The organism is Actinomadura sp. WAC 06369 (assembly GCF_003947565.1).
In the GTDB taxonomy this organism is placed as follows: domain Bacteria; phylum Actinomycetota; class Actinomycetes; order Streptosporangiales; family Streptosporangiaceae; genus Spirillospora; species Spirillospora rifamycini.
In genome coordinates this window covers 255,184-268,050 of the sequence record NZ_QHJN01000001.1, presented here as the reverse complement: position 1 = coordinate 268,050, position 12,867 = coordinate 255,184, and the positions used below count along the sequence as shown (strand labels likewise).

At 71.7% G+C, this 12,867-nt stretch carries 13 protein-coding genes; 2 read left to right on the top strand and 11 right to left on the bottom strand.

Annotation, left to right across the window (positions count from 1 at the left end):
• Positions 1 to 17: 17 nt before the first annotated feature.
• The 10 genes from DMH08_RS01220 to DMH08_RS01175 form a co-directional block, all read right to left on the bottom strand.
• Positions 18 to 1,070 carry a hypothetical protein gene (locus DMH08_RS01220; protein ID WP_199747551.1) on the bottom strand — a complete coding sequence of 351 codons (1,053 nt, stop codon included), beginning with the start codon at positions 1,068 to 1,070 and terminating at the stop codon, positions 18 to 20.
• Between the two features lie 35 nt (positions 1,071 to 1,105).
• Positions 1,106 to 1,525 carry a VOC family protein gene (locus DMH08_RS01215; RefSeq protein WP_125611029.1) on the bottom strand — a complete coding sequence of 140 codons (420 nt, stop codon included), beginning with the start codon at positions 1,523 to 1,525 and terminating at the stop codon, positions 1,106 to 1,108.
• An 81-nt stretch (positions 1,526 to 1,606) separates the two neighbouring features.
• Entirely contained in the window at positions 1,607 to 2,821 is a 1,215-nt protein-coding gene (locus DMH08_RS01210; RefSeq protein WP_125611027.1) for a cytochrome P450, read from the bottom strand.
• A gap of 31 nt (positions 2,822 to 2,852) precedes the next feature.
• Positions 2,853 to 3,077 (bottom strand): ferredoxin, encoded by a 225-nt coding sequence (locus DMH08_RS01205; protein WP_199747550.1) that lies wholly within the window; start codon positions 3,075 to 3,077, stop codon positions 2,853 to 2,855.
• A complete protein-coding gene (locus DMH08_RS01200; RefSeq protein ID WP_125611025.1) occupies positions 3,074 to 3,973 on the bottom strand; it encodes an SDR family NAD(P)-dependent oxidoreductase in 900 nt (299 codons plus the stop codon). Before DMH08_RS01200 ends, DMH08_RS01205 begins: the two co-directional genes overlap by 4 nt.
• A 23-nt stretch (positions 3,974 to 3,996) precedes the next feature.
• Positions 3,997 to 4,899 (bottom strand): SMP-30/gluconolactonase/LRE family protein, encoded by a 903-nt coding sequence (locus DMH08_RS01195; RefSeq protein WP_199747549.1) that lies wholly within the window; start codon positions 4,897 to 4,899, stop codon positions 3,997 to 3,999.
• An 8-nt stretch (positions 4,900 to 4,907) separates the two neighbouring features.
• Positions 4,908 to 6,872 carry a flavin-containing monooxygenase gene (locus DMH08_RS01190; protein WP_125611021.1) on the bottom strand — a complete coding sequence of 655 codons (1,965 nt, stop codon included), beginning with the start codon at positions 6,870 to 6,872 and terminating at the stop codon, positions 4,908 to 4,910.
• Between the two features lie 263 nt (positions 6,873 to 7,135).
• Complete coding sequence (locus DMH08_RS01185) at positions 7,136 to 7,549, bottom strand: nuclear transport factor 2 family protein (protein ID WP_125611019.1); 414 nt, start codon at positions 7,547 to 7,549, stop codon at positions 7,136 to 7,138.
• Positions 7,550 to 7,554: 5 nt separating this feature from the next.
• Entirely contained in the window at positions 7,555 to 8,715 is a 1,161-nt protein-coding gene (locus tag DMH08_RS01180) for a serine hydrolase domain-containing protein (RefSeq protein WP_125611017.1), read from the bottom strand.
• 56 nt (positions 8,716 to 8,771) lie between these two features.
• Positions 8,772 to 9,644 carry an SDR family NAD(P)-dependent oxidoreductase gene (locus DMH08_RS01175; RefSeq protein ID WP_125611015.1) on the bottom strand — a complete coding sequence of 291 codons (873 nt, stop codon included), beginning with the start codon at positions 9,642 to 9,644 and terminating at the stop codon, positions 8,772 to 8,774.
• Positions 9,645 to 9,889: 245 nt separating this feature from the next.
• Between DMH08_RS01175 and DMH08_RS39915 the strand changes: the two genes are divergently transcribed.
• Positions 9,890 to 10,480, top strand: coding sequence for a TetR/AcrR family transcriptional regulator (locus tag DMH08_RS39915; RefSeq protein ID WP_158642230.1), 591 nt, complete (start codon positions 9,890 to 9,892; stop codon positions 10,478 to 10,480).
• Here DMH08_RS39915 and DMH08_RS01165 read toward each other — a convergent pair.
• Positions 10,468 to 11,277: an IclR family transcriptional regulator gene (locus DMH08_RS01165; protein WP_125611011.1), complete on the bottom strand. Its 810-nt coding sequence runs from the start codon at positions 11,275 to 11,277 to the stop codon at positions 10,468 to 10,470. The two genes, DMH08_RS39915 and DMH08_RS01165, sit on opposite strands and share 13 nt — an antisense overlap.
• A 384-nt stretch (positions 11,278 to 11,661) precedes the next feature.
• Between DMH08_RS01165 and DMH08_RS01160 the strand changes: the two genes are divergently transcribed.
• Positions 11,662 to 12,840, top strand: coding sequence for a Rieske 2Fe-2S domain-containing protein (locus DMH08_RS01160; protein ID WP_233617330.1), 1,179 nt, complete (start codon positions 11,662 to 11,664; stop codon positions 12,838 to 12,840).
• Positions 12,841 to 12,867: the final 27 nt, after the last annotated feature.

Here is a 12,867-nt window from a genome sequence, read left to right as displayed (position 1 = left end):
GTGGCGGGACGTCCGGTTCAGACGGCGCCGCGGACGGCCAGCGGCGCCTCCGCCGGGTACTCGCGGGGAGCCATCTCGTAGGTCTTGTTCAGCAGCGCGATGAACTCCGGATCGGTCATCGGGTCGGTGGGCTCGTTGAACCTCACGCCCCTGCGCCTCAGGTCGTGGACCAGCACCTCGAAGACCTTCTCGTGGGTCAGGTCGTCGGTGTGGTCAAGGTAGGTGCGGACGTCCGACAGTTCGTCGAAGACCAGGGCGGTGTAGTGGAAGAGCGTCCGCATGTCGCGGTCGCGGTAGCGCGCGATCTCCTCGTCGCCGTTGCGGATCACCCAGTGGTCGGGGTCCTCGGAGTGCAGCAGCGACTCCAGGCGGATGTCGGGGTGGTCGCGTTGGTGGGCGGGGCCGTTGCTCTCCCTGCGGTGGTACATCTTCGAGTTGTCCGACAGGATGCACGTGTTGTCGAACGGGGCCCTGAACCGCTGCGGAGGCAGGTCGGGGCCGTCGGGCCAGTAGGTGAAGCCCCCGTCGATGTCGGAGTTGTAGAAGTACGTAATCATCTGCCCGGTCTTGACGGCCCAGTGGTCGAACAGCCCGGACTTCGCCATGACGCTGAGCAGCCAGATCGGCGTGTTCACGATCGAGCAGCCGCGCCAGTTGGCGCTGTCGAAATGGCCGGCGTCGAAGCTGTGCGAGGGGACTCCGGTGTTGAAGAGCATGTGGAGGGCCAGGCCGTACTTCGCGCCGTGCATCTCCCTGACCGGGTCCAGCAGCTTCTTGCTGAAGTAGAGGTCGTGGAGCTCGGGGTAGAAGACGACCCCTTCTTCGGCGAGGTAGTCGCGGAAGACCGGTGCGATGAAGTCCGAGAGGCTCACCTCGGCCGGGTCCACGTCGGCGCCGCCGGAGACGGCGAGGTACTCCTCCGTGGACGAGAAGTGGTGGGCGAGCACGAGCTTCCACGGAGCGTGCCGGCGGACGACGCCGAACAGGGCCTCGACCTCGTCCGGCTCGTAGAAGTCGTGGATGAGCGTGGGGTGCATGACCGGCGTGATGGGGTGGCGCTCCGTGGTCACGACGCTTCCTTTCTCGGCTGGAGGGCTCGGACGGCTCAGGCCAGCGGCTCGATGATCTCGATCAGATTGCCGCCCGGGTCCTGCACGAACACGACCTTCACTCCGTGCTCCGCCTCGGTCTTGAGCGGTCGCACGACCGCCGCCCCGGCGTCCACGGCGCGCTCCAGGGCGGCGTCGATGTCGCCGACCCGCATGCCCAGCACGATCCCGCCGGGCTCCGGGGCGGGCCGGGCCAGGAACTTCAGCAGGACGAGCGTGCAGCCCTCGTCGTTCGCGGCGTGCGTGATGATCTCTTCGAGCTCCCACTCGGTGCCCGCGCTGGACTTCACCCGCTGGATGACCTTGAAGTCGAAGGCCCGGCCGTAGAAGTCGAGCAGCGCTTCGGGGTCGTCGGTGACGATCTTGACGAAGGGCACGGTCGCGGGGATCGTCGCGGCATCGGCGGTGGGTGACATGTGTTCGGCTCCTTTGCGGATCTCAACGGCCGCCGGACCGGGGAGTCCGCTTCTCCCGGAAGGCGCCGGCGGGCCCGGGGGTCACCAGGTGACGGGGAGGTCGGTCATGCCGCCGGTGAGGACGCCCTCCAGGTAGACCGGTTCACCGGCGAGCTTCAGTTCGGGCAGGCGGCGGAACAGGGTGGCGATGCCGACCTGGAGTTCCATGCGGGCCAGCGGGGCGCCGAGGCAGTGGTGGAGCCCGTGGCTGAGGGTGAGATGCGGGTTGCGCTCCCGGGTGACGTCGAACCGGTCGGAGTCGGCGAAGACGCCGTCGTCGTGGTTGGCGGTGCCCAGGTCGACGGCGACCGCGTCCCCGGCCTTGATGAGGACGCCGTCGAGTTCGACGTCCTCGGACGCGACGAAGGGGACGAGCCCGGCGAAGCCGCCCATTTCCTGGCCGAGGACGAAGCCGCCGTGCCGGAGGATCTCCTCGACGGCGGTCGCGATGACGCCGTCGATGTCGGCCAGCAGCGCGGCGTGCTGCCCGGGGTCGGCCAGCAGCGCCTGGACGCCCAGCTCGATGAAGTTCGCCGTGTTGTCGAAGCCGCCCGCGACCAGCAGCATCGCGATCTGGATGATCTCGTCGTCGGTGAGCCGGTCGTCGGCGTCGCGGGCGGCGACGAGGGCGCTGAGCAGGTCGTCGCGCGGGTCGTCCCGCTTCCGCGTCATGAGCTCCTGCAGGTAGAGGTACAGCGAGGTCATCGCCTCGGTGACCTCGTCCTCGGTCATGCCGGAGGTGGCGAGCATCGCGTGGCTCCACCGGACGAAGTCGCCCCGGCCGTCCTGCGGAACGCCGAGCATGTCGCCGATGACCCGGATGGGCAGCCGGAGCGCGAAGGACTCGACGAGGTTCGCGGGCGGCCCCGCCGCGACCATCGCGTCGACGAGTTCGTCGGCGATGTCCTGGACCTTGCCGCGCAGCCGCTCGACGCGACGCAGCGTGAACGCCTTGGACACCAGCCGGCGGAACCGCGTGTGGTCCGGCGGGTCCATGAACTGCAGGGTCTGGGTCAGGAACGCCGGGAACTCGAAGGCGTAGGGGACCGGGCGTCCGTCTGTGAAGGGCTTGCGCACGAAGCGGCGGTCCTCCAGCACGGCGCGGCAGGTCTCGTGCCGGTGGAGCATCCAGCACTCGCCGCCGACGGGGAACGCCACCTTCGTCATCGGACGGTCGTCGCGGATCGCCCGCATGATCTGCAGGGCCTCGGCCGGGGGGACCGGGCCGAACGGGAACTCGGCTTTGGCGACGGTCATGGTCGTGTGTCTCCTGGGTCGGGTGCGCGGGTCAGCTGGGCTCGACGGGGGCGCCGGCCTCGTCGTGGACGGTGATGGCCGAGGTCGGGCACAGTTCGAGGGCTTCGAGGACGTCGTCGGAGGGGGCGACCGAGGCGGCGACCGGCCGGGACCTGCCGTCCTCGAGAACGAAGTGGCCGCCGGCGGCGGTCACGCACATCTGGTTGCCGATGCAGCGGCGCCGGTCGACCTCGACCGTCCACCGGCCCCCGCTCACGACCGGTCTCCGGGCTCGTCGATGCCCATCAGCTCCGTGATGCGCGCCTCGGAGGGGTCGCAGATCTCCTTGATCCGGTCGGCGACCGTCTCGGGGGTGAGCGCGGGGTCGTGGACGCCGGGGGTGGTCATCATGACCTGCCGGGAGACCGTGCCGCCGGCGGCGTTCAGCACCTCGCCGGTGAGGGTGCAGGCCGGGTGGGCGAGGTAGGCGGCGACGGGGGCCACCATCTCCGGCGGCATGTGCGCCTTCATGTACTCGGCGGTGCCGGGCGGCAGCGCGTCGGCGGCCACGTCCATCATGCGGGTGCCGGCGCCGGGCGCCACCGCGTTCACCTTGATGCCGTGGGCGGCCCCGGCGACGGCGAGGTTGCGGGTGAGGCCGTAGACGGCGCCCTTGGACGACCCGTAGTGCACCATGTCCGGAACGCCCATCATCGCGGCGGAGACCGTGTTGACGATGCGTCCCTCTCCGGCGTCGACGAGGTGCGGCCACGCGGCCTTGGCCATGAGCAGGGCGCCCTTGAAGTGGACGTCGAGGAACGCCTGCACGGTGTCCGGGGTGAGGTCCTCGAACGTCGAGAGCCGGTAGTTGCCCGCGTTGTTGATCAGCGCGTCGATCCGTCCGAACGCCTCCAGAGCGCCGTCGACGATCGACCGGGCGCCCTCGGCCGTGGCGACCGACCGGGAGTTCGCCACGGCGGAGCCGCCCGCGGCGGTGATCTCCTCGACGACGTGCGCCGCGGGTCCGGGCGACGGCGCGCCGCCGTCGGTGTCGCCGCCGAGGTCGTTGACGACGACGTTCGCGCCGCGACTTCCCAGGAGCAGGGCGTGGGCCCGGCCGATGCCGCGGCCCGCGCCGGTCACGATCACCGTCTTGCCGGTGAAGTCGAGCATGGTGGTTCCTCTCGGTGCGCGTGTCAGGGACGGGTGGTTCCGCCGGAGACGTCCACCCGCGCCGCCCAGATCGACCCCTGGGCGCCCTTGCGGGACGCCTCCCAGTCGAAGACCTCGAAGCCGCAGCACAGGTAGAGGGTGGTGCGATCCGGGCCGCCCAGCCCGCAGGCAGTGCTGGACCCCGCCTCTTCCGGGGGGACGGTGACGCGGCCGGTCACCTCGCCGCCCTCGACGATCCGCAGCGCGCGGAACGCGGGCGGCTGGGCGACCCAGACGGCGCCGTCGGCGTCCATGCACATCCCGTCGGGCAGCTCGTCGAGCTCGGCGAACACGCGGCGTCCGGTCAGCGCCCCGTCCGGCCGGACGTCGAACGCGGTGAGCCTGTTGGCGAACGCCTCGGCGGTGACGACCGTGGACCCGTCCGCGCCGATCGCGATGCCGTTCGCGCCCATCAGCTCGCCGGCCTCGGTGGCCACGCGCGCCGTGCCGTCCGGCTCCACGATCAGGATGGGGGAGGGGGCCGGGGCCTCCTGCGCCCACAGGTTGAAGCCGAGCTGGGTGACGTACGCGCGCCCGGCGGCGTCCACCACCATGTCGTTGATCGGCCCGGCGGCGAGGTCGCGCAGGTCGGCGTGGACGGTGACGGCGCCGCCGCCGTCCACGGCCAGGACGAGCTTCTCGAACATCGAGTTCACCAGCATCCGGCCGTCGGGCAGGAAACCGGTGCCGACCAGGATCACCGGCTCGCCGTCGCGGCCCTCCCGGCCGGACAGGTCGACCAGGGTCTCGGGGGTTCCCCCCTCCGGGGGCAGGGCCAGGACGCGCGCGTTGTACATGTCGCTGAAGACGAAGCGGCCCTCGTGCCAGCGCGGGCACTCGGTCCAGCTGAAGCCCTCGGCGATGCGGTCGGCGGTCGCCTCGAACATGGCGTGCCTCATTTCGGGGTGGTGGTTGCGGTGGCGTCGAAGAAGAGGTGGTCCGCGGGATCGGGGGCGCGGAGCATCGCCCAGTAGTCCACGAGCCGCCACGGGCAGCTGATCCAGGCGCGGCCGGCCTCGTTGCGGTAGTAGCCGTTCGCCGTGCCGCCGTGCCGCCAGACCGTCCTGTCGAGGGACGCGTCGACGCGCCGGTTGTACTCGTCGGTCACGTCGCGGCGGGGCTCCATGGCGGAGCGGGAGTTCTCGACCAGGTACCGGAGGCACTCGATCAGGTAGTGGACGTGTCCCTCGCTGACCGAGTTGTGGCCGCCGCCGTGGTTCGGGGCGGAGTTCGGGCCCGCCGTGACGAAGAGGTTCGGGAACCCGGGGACCGTGATCCCGAGGTGGGCGCGCGGGTCCTGGCCGGACCACTCGTCGGCGAGCTTGCGGCCGTCCCGCCCGATGACGTCCATGAACGAGAGGAACTCCAGCTTGAAGCCGGTCGCGAAGACGATGGCGTCGGCCTCGATGAACTCGCCCTCGGTCGTCACGACGCCGTTCGGCTCGATGCGCCGGAACGACGCCCGGTGCAGCGAGACGTCGTCGCGGGCGAGCGCCGCGAGGAACCCCGGGTCCTTGACGATGCGCTTCGCGTACGGGGGGAAGTCGGGGGTCAGCGCCGCGCGGATGTCGGGGCGGTCGGGGAACGTGCGCTCGAGGTAGTCGAGGCACGCGCGCAGGACGACGTCGTTGGCGGCCGACACGGACGGACGGTCGGCGTCCCACCCGGGGTCGATGCGCGGTTTGTCCCATCCTTTGTCGCCCGCGTACCAGTACGTCTTCACACGGAACCACTGCTGGTAGTACGGGATGTGGGACATCGCCCACCGGGCGCCCTCGGGGACGGCCTTGTCGACCATCGGCTCGGGCACCATCCAGTGGGGCTGCCGGCACACGACGTGCAGCTCCGCGACGCGGCCGGCCAGGCTCGCCGCGACCTGGACGGCCGTGCAGCCGGTGCCCAGCATGACGACGCGCTTGCCGGTCAGGTCCACCGCCGGGTCCCACTCGGCCGTGTGCATGACGGTGCCGGCGAAGGAGCCGATGCCCTCGATGTCGGGCGTCGAGGGCGCGTTGAGCATGCCCGTGGCGGTCACCACGGCGTTCGCCTCGTGCACCCGGACGGCCCCGTCGGCGGAACGGACCGTCACCCTCCACCGGCACGACGTCTCGATCCACTCGCACCGCAGCACTTTCGTCCCGAAGGCGATGTTGGGGCGGAGGCCGTACTTGTCGACCACGTGCCGCATGTACTCCAGGTACTCGGGGCCGGTCGGGTAGTACATCGACCAGTCCGGGTTGAGTTCGAAGGAGTACGAGTAGAAATGGCTGGGCGTGTCGACGGCCGCACCCGGATACACGTTGCGCGACCAGGTTCCGCCGATGTCGTCGCGCTCCTCGAAGATCAGATATTCGAAACCCGCCTCGGCCAGTTTGACGCCCGCGTTCAGCCCGACCATTCCCGCGCCGATGACGATGACGCGGAAACCGTCCGGCGGCGCCTTGGTGACGGGCACCTGCCGCCGGTCCGGCTCGAATCCGCACATCTCCCGCAGGTGCGCCGCGAACTCCTCACCGACGGAGTCGTCCACGCACACCTCGGCCATGCGCAGGAACAGGTCGTCGTCCGGAACGGTCAGCCGCGGGGTCATCCCGCCTTCGAACAGCGCGAACGCCCGCGCGCGGACGTCCGCCGCGACCGTGTCCGGGTACCGGCCGGGAACGCCGGGCCCGCCGCCCCGCTCGGCGTCGAGCCTCGCGCGGAACTCGCTCAGCAGCGAGGCGTCGCCGGTCATGTGGACCATCGCCATGAGCAGCGGGCCGGGCTCCGCGGCGTCCACCGCGGCCCGCAGCCGCGCACGGTCCACGTCGGGCACCGGCCGCACGACATAGGTGGGTTCGGTCGGCGATATGACGGTCATGGGCACCGGAATCCTTCGCTCACTTTCGACGAGCCGCGCGCGGGCACCGGCGTCGCCGGTGCGGTGCGGGCGCTGCCCATCAGGAAATCGCCCGCCGACGGCCCGTGCCGCACGGCCGCCCAGTGAGTGGAACACTTCACTCGGCCGTTCATCGGAAATTGCGAGAAGGAAGGAAATAACGCAGAAACGCCTCCGGCCCCCGGAATTCGGTCCGGGGGCTGAAGGCGGCGGAATCGGGTCGGCGTCGGCGCCGTCCCGAAGGGTCAGACGACCACGCGGCGGCACGCCAGGCGCCAGCCGTGCTCGAGGCGCCGCAGGACGTCCTGGTACTGGCCGAAGGCGAGGATCCGGCCGGCGCCGTCGTCGCCGCGGCCGACGAGCGTCCAGTAGCAGCGGGACCGCGCGGAGTCGGCGCCGTCGAAGTCGACCTCGACGTTCGTGACGACGTGCCGGGTCCCCGACCCGGGGCCCGCGACGCCCTTCTCCCGGTAGCCCGTCAGCACGCGGGCGATCTCGCCGGGCCCCCGGAAGGCGCCGTCGCGGGTCTCCCACACGCCATCCGGGGTGAACAGCGCGCCCGCGTCGGCGGGGTCGCCCTCGTCGGCGAGGAAGGCGAAGCGCGACAGCAGGTCGCAGATCTCCGCGCGGTCGTCGCCGCGGCCGGTTCCGTTCGGCATCCCGCTCAGCTCCCTTCCCCGCGGTCGGCGGCGACGGCGCGGACCGCCTCCGCGATCGGGACGAACGGGTGCGCGGACGCCTCCATCGGGCCCTCGTGCATCCGGTTGTGGCAGATCGACACGGCGAGGCCGGTGTCGAGCTCCGCCCAGGAGATCGACCCGCCCGCGCCGGGGTGGTGCAGGATCCGGGGATCGGCGCCGACCGCCGGGTTCGCCGTCGGGCTGGACCCGCCCAGCCAGTAGCCGAACGCGCTGACCGCCGCGACGCCCCCGAGGTAGCGGTCGGGGACGCCGGCCTCGTCGCGGGGCTCGGCGAAGCCGTCCACGCGGTCGGCGGGCAGCAGCCGGACGCCGTCCAGCTCGCCGTGGCCCGCGAGCATGGCGAAGAACCGGGCGAACGAGCGCGCGTTGCCGATCGCGCCCGCCCCCGGGTTGACCGTCCGCCGCGCCAGCCCGGTGTTGTAGACGGTGGAGCCGGGGAACACCTGGCGCGGCATGCCGCGCAGGTAGTCGGCGGGCGCGTCGGGCGCCGGGTCGCCGCCGAGCAGCCGGGCGACCCGCGCGTCCTCGGACTCCGGCAGCGGCAGGAAGAGGTCGGTGATGCCGAGCGGCTCCACGATCTCCTCGCGGATGAGCGCGTCGACCGTCCGGTGCGCGGGATCGGCGCGCCGGGCGATCTCCCCGACGATCCAGCCCCAGATCAGCGCGTGGTAGGCGTTGGTGCGGCCGGGCTCGAACGCGGGTTCCATCTCGGCGATGGCGCCGGCCATCCAGTCCCAGTCGGCCTGCCGCTCGGGCGTGACGTCCGCCGGCATCCACGGGATGCCCGCGCGGTGGCTCAGCACGTCCCGGACGGTGACGGCCTCCTTGCCGTTGCGGGCGAACTCGGGCCAGTACGTCCCGACGGGCTCGCGGTAGTCGACGAGCCCGCGCGCCGCCAGGATGTGCAGCGCCGTGGCGGTGATCGCCTTGGTGACCGAGAAGACGTTGAACAGGGTCGTCCCGTCCACCTCCCGCCCGGTCCGCGGGTCGGCGGCTCCGGCCCACGCGTCGACGATGAGCTCGCCGTCCAGGTAGGCGGCGACCTGGAGGCCCTCCTCGCCGAGCTCGCGGGCCCGGTCGAGCGCCTTGGCGATCCTCGGATCCTGCTCGGGTGCGGCACCCATCTGTGCCCCTTTCTGCACGGGTACGGCGGCGGACGCGCGGGGGCGCGCCCGCCCGGTCAGGCGGAGCGGTCGGCCGCCAGGACCTCGAACATGCCGCGGGGGTCCGGCGGCTCGGTCTGCCGGCCGAGGTGGTCGGCGCGGGCCCGCAGCGCGTCGGCGCCCCGCTCGTCGTCGGAGAAGACCCAGAAGCGGCCCGCCGCGATCTGGTCGGTCATGTGCCGGGCCGCCTCCACCGGGTCGAGCCCGCTCGCGACGTTGGCGCGCCGCATCCAGTCGAAGAGGCGGTCGGAGTCGGGGTCACCGGCGGGCGCGGCCTCCTGCGCGTCGAGGAAGATCCGGCTGCGCACCGAGTGCGGCAGCACCGCGCAGACCTCGACGGGCGCGCCGACCAGCCGCAGCTCCTGGTGCAGGCACTCGGTCATGGCCAGCACCGCGTGCTTGCTGACGATGTAGGGGGTCTGGAAGGGCACGGTCCGCACCCCGCCGACCGACGACAGGTTCGCCACGACGGCCGGACGCCCGGCGGAGATCATCCGGGGGACGAACGAGCGCACGCAGTGGTACACCCCGTCGACGTTGACCGACATCACCTGCCGCCACCGGGCGGGCGGCACGTCCCACAGCCGTCCGGCGGTCTCGATGCCCGCGTTGTTGATCAGCAGGTCCAGGGCGCCGAAGTCCGCGAAGACGTGCTCGGCCATGCGGTCGACGGCCGCGTCGTCGGTGACGTCCACCTCGTACGGGACGGCCCGGCCGCCGCCCGCGCGGACGTCGTCCGCGACGGCCTCGGCCCGGCCGCGGTCCACGTCGGCCACGACGACCCGCGTTCCGAGCGATGCCAGGTGGCGGACGAACCCCTCCCCGATCCCCGCACCGCCGCCGGTCACCAGCGCCGTTCCGTTCCCGAACCGTTCGGCTGCACTCGCCACACGTCCTCCTGCGGGCTCTGCGGTGTCGCGGCGCCCCGGACCGGCGGGCCGCGCGTCGGCCCACGGTGGCCGATCCGCCCGCGCGGTGGGGAGCGCGTCTCCCACTGGGCGGACGGTCCGTTCGGTGTTCCGGTCGGTGGACGCCCCCGGTCGGGCGATTACGCTTGTTCTCTAGGCTCGGATCGGCGACACGAAGTCCAGCACCGGAAAGGGGGCTCGGCGTGAAGACCCCGGCGCGACGGACGTTGACCGAACGCCGATTCGAGGAGTTGCGGCTGTCGGTGGCGATGGCCGCCCGCGACCTGTTCGTCCTCGACGGCGGTACCGCCCCCACGGTCGACAGCATCTGCGCGCGCGCCGGGATCTCCCAGCGCACGTTCTACCGGCACTTCGCCGTCAAGGAGGACGTCGTCGTCCCGCTGTTCGAGCGGGCGGCCGAGCTGATCACCGAGGCGCTGGAGAACGCTCCCGAGGACGGCGACGTCGTCACCGTCCTCGCCCGGGTCTTCTCCTGGGACGTGTTCGAGGACGCCAGGCCGGGCGAGCCGTGGCGGCGGTTCCTCACCGTGATCACGGAGTCGTCGGAGTACCGGCTGCGCTGGCACGCGATCGACGAGCCGCTGACCGGCCCGGTCGCCGACTTCCTGCGGCGCCGCGGGCTCCTGGACGGGGGACCGTTCGAGAGCACCCTGCAGGCGGGCCTCGTCCTGCAGGCCACCCGGCTGGCCTACCAGCACTGGATCCGCACCGACGGCTCCAGCGACCTGGACAAGCTGCTCGAGCGGTCCCTCACGATCGTCGTGTCGTCCTGGAGCCAGGACGATCAGGCGCGCTGAGGCGCCTCGGCCCGCCCGCGCACGGCGGGACGGGACGGCCGCGTCCCGCTCCGCGCGGCCTTCGCGGCGGCCCAGATCCTCGCGGCGGTGCCCTGCAGGTCGCCGCCCAGCCGCTCCTGCTTGAGGACGCCCGCCGGACCGGTGATCGACAGCGCCGCCGAGGCTCGTTCGGTGGGGCCTACCGCGGTCGCGAGCGAGGCGAGCCCGACCGCCGCGCCGTGCGCGTCGAAGGCGACGCCGAATTCGCGGATCTTGTCGAGCTCCCGCTCGAGCTGTTCGCGGGACCGCAGGCCGTAGGCGGTGGACGGGGGCGGCAGTTCGCCCCGCGGACGCTCCGCGGGGTCCAGCCCGGCGAGCAGGACGCGGCCCGCGGCCGTGTGCGGCGCGGGCTGGCGCGCCCCGACCTGCCAGCAGTCCCCGTCGTCCGGCCGCCCGCCCGCCCGTTCGACGTGCAGGATGTCCGCGTCGAGCAGGACGCTGAGATGGACCGTCAGGCCCGTCCGCATGTGCAGGTCCTGCATGAAGGGGCCCGCGACGCGGCGGATCCCGTCGCCCCGCACGACCAGCGAGCCGAGCTCGAAGATGCGCAGCCCGAGCCCGTACTCGAACCCGTGCCGCTCCACCCAGCCCAGCTCGACGAGCCGCTGCAGGATCCGGTGCGCCGAGGACCTGGGCAGGCTCGACCGCCGGGAGATCTGGGCGAGCGTGAGCCGCCGCGAACCGTCGAACACCCCGAGCAGCGACGAGACACGGTCGATCATCGCCGCCGGCGCCTGCTCCGCTTGCGATGAGGTCATGGCCCCTCCTCCAGCGCCGCGATCACTTGATGGCAGATCCTGCGCGTGTGGCAGGATCTGCCACGATGGTGCGATGCTATGCAGAGTTCACACGGCTGTAAAGAGCAGACGAACGTTTGTTTGTTTTTGTCGCCACGTGCGCGACGGCGCGCTTGCGAAGGCCGGATCGATCGGGCCGGGCGCCACCGGCTGAGCCAACGGCGGCTCGCCTGACGGGCTCTTCGGCCGGCCGGTTCTCCCGCCCATTGGGAGGGTTCGTGGCCGACGTCTTCGGGGGTGCTTAGCGTCGGGAGGCAGGCGTTGCAGGTCACCGGCGGTGACCGCCCGGCGCACCCACCCTGCCCGGCCCCGGCCCCGCCGGGCCCCGACTCCCTGGAGGTCTTCGTGACCACGACCCAGAACCCCTTGGACGACGAGGTCCGCGTGATCGAGGCGGTCGCGCCGCCCACCCGGTACGCGCGCGGATGGCACTGCCTGGGCCTGCGAGAGCAGTTCACCGACGGCGAGCCGCACGCGGTCGAGGCATTCGGGACCAAACTGGTGGTGTTCGCCGACAGCACGGGCAAGCTCAACGTGCTGAACGCCTACTGCCCCCACATGGGCGGGGACCTCACCAAGGGCGAGGTCAAGGGCGACGCGATCGCCTGCCCGTTCCACGACTGGCGCTGGGCCGGCAACGGGCGGTGCGCCGGCATCCCGTACTCGAAGCGGGTGCCGCCCCGGGCCCGGACGAAGTCGTGGCTCACGCTCGAGCGCAACGGGCAGCTCTTCGTGTGGCACGACCCGCAGGGCAACACGCCGCCGCCCGAGGTGACCATCCCGGAGATCGCCGAGTTCGGCTCGGACGAGTGGACGTCGTGGACCTGGAACAGCGTCCTGATCGAGGGCTCCCACTGCCGGGAGATCGTCGACAACGTCGTGGACATGGCGCACTTCTTCTACGTCCACTACTCGTTCCCGACGTACTTCAAGAACGTCTTCGAGGGGCACATCGCCAGCCAGTACATGAACGGCAAGTCCCGTCCCGACGTGGACCTCGGAACGCACTACTCGGGCGACGAGCGGACCAACGTCTCCGAGGCGTCCTACTACGGGCCGTCCTACATGATCAACCCGATGAAGGGCACGGGCGGCGGGGTGACCACCGAGTCCATCCTGATCAACTGCCACTACCCCGTGTCGCCGACCAGCTTCGTGCTCCAGTGGGGAGTGATGGTCAAGCGGCAGGAGGGCGTCTCCATGGAAGAGGCGGAGCAGATGGCGGAGGCGTTCGCCCTCGGCGTGGAGAAGGGTTTCATGCAGGACGTCGAGATCTGGCAGAACAAGGCCAAGATCGACAACCCGCTGCTGTGCGACGAGGACGGCCCGGTCTACCAGCTCCGACGCTGGTACGAGCAGTTCTACGTCGACGTCGAGGACGTCACCCCGGAGATGACCCAGCGTTTCGAGTACGAGATCGACACGCAGCGCGCCAACGAGTTCTGGGAGAAGCAGGTCGAGGAGAACATCGCCGCGGGCCGCCTTGTCAAGGTCGAGCCGGAGCCCGCGAAGGCCGAGAGCTGACCGGGCGCCACCACGACCGCGCGGGGT

Coding starts and splice junctions, on each gene's coding strand:
- DMH08_RS01195 (WP_199747549.1), bottom strand. CDS start 4,899: ATGTTCGAGGCGACCGCCGACCGCATCGCCGAGGGCTTCAGCTGGACC.
- DMH08_RS01200 (WP_125611025.1), bottom strand. CDS start 3,973: ATGCTCGACTTCACCGGCAAGACGGTGATCGTGACCGGCGCGGGCCGC.
- DMH08_RS01210 (WP_125611027.1), bottom strand. CDS start 2,821: ATGACCGTCGCCAAAGCCGAGTTCCCGTTCGGCCCGGTCCCCCCGGCC.
- DMH08_RS01190 (WP_125611021.1), bottom strand. CDS start 6,872: ATGACCGTCATATCGCCGACCGAACCCACCTATGTCGTGCGGCCGGTG.
- DMH08_RS01180 (WP_125611017.1), bottom strand. CDS start 8,715: ATGGGTGCCGCACCCGAGCAGGATCCGAGGATCGCCAAGGCGCTCGAC.
- DMH08_RS01185 (WP_125611019.1), bottom strand. CDS start 7,549: ATGCCGAACGGAACCGGCCGCGGCGACGACCGCGCGGAGATCTGCGAC.
- DMH08_RS01215 (WP_125611029.1), bottom strand. CDS start 1,525: ATGTCACCCACCGCCGATGCCGCGACGATCCCCGCGACCGTGCCCTTC.
- DMH08_RS01165 (WP_125611011.1), bottom strand. CDS start 11,277: ATGACCTCATCGCAAGCGGAGCAGGCGCCGGCGGCGATGATCGACCGT.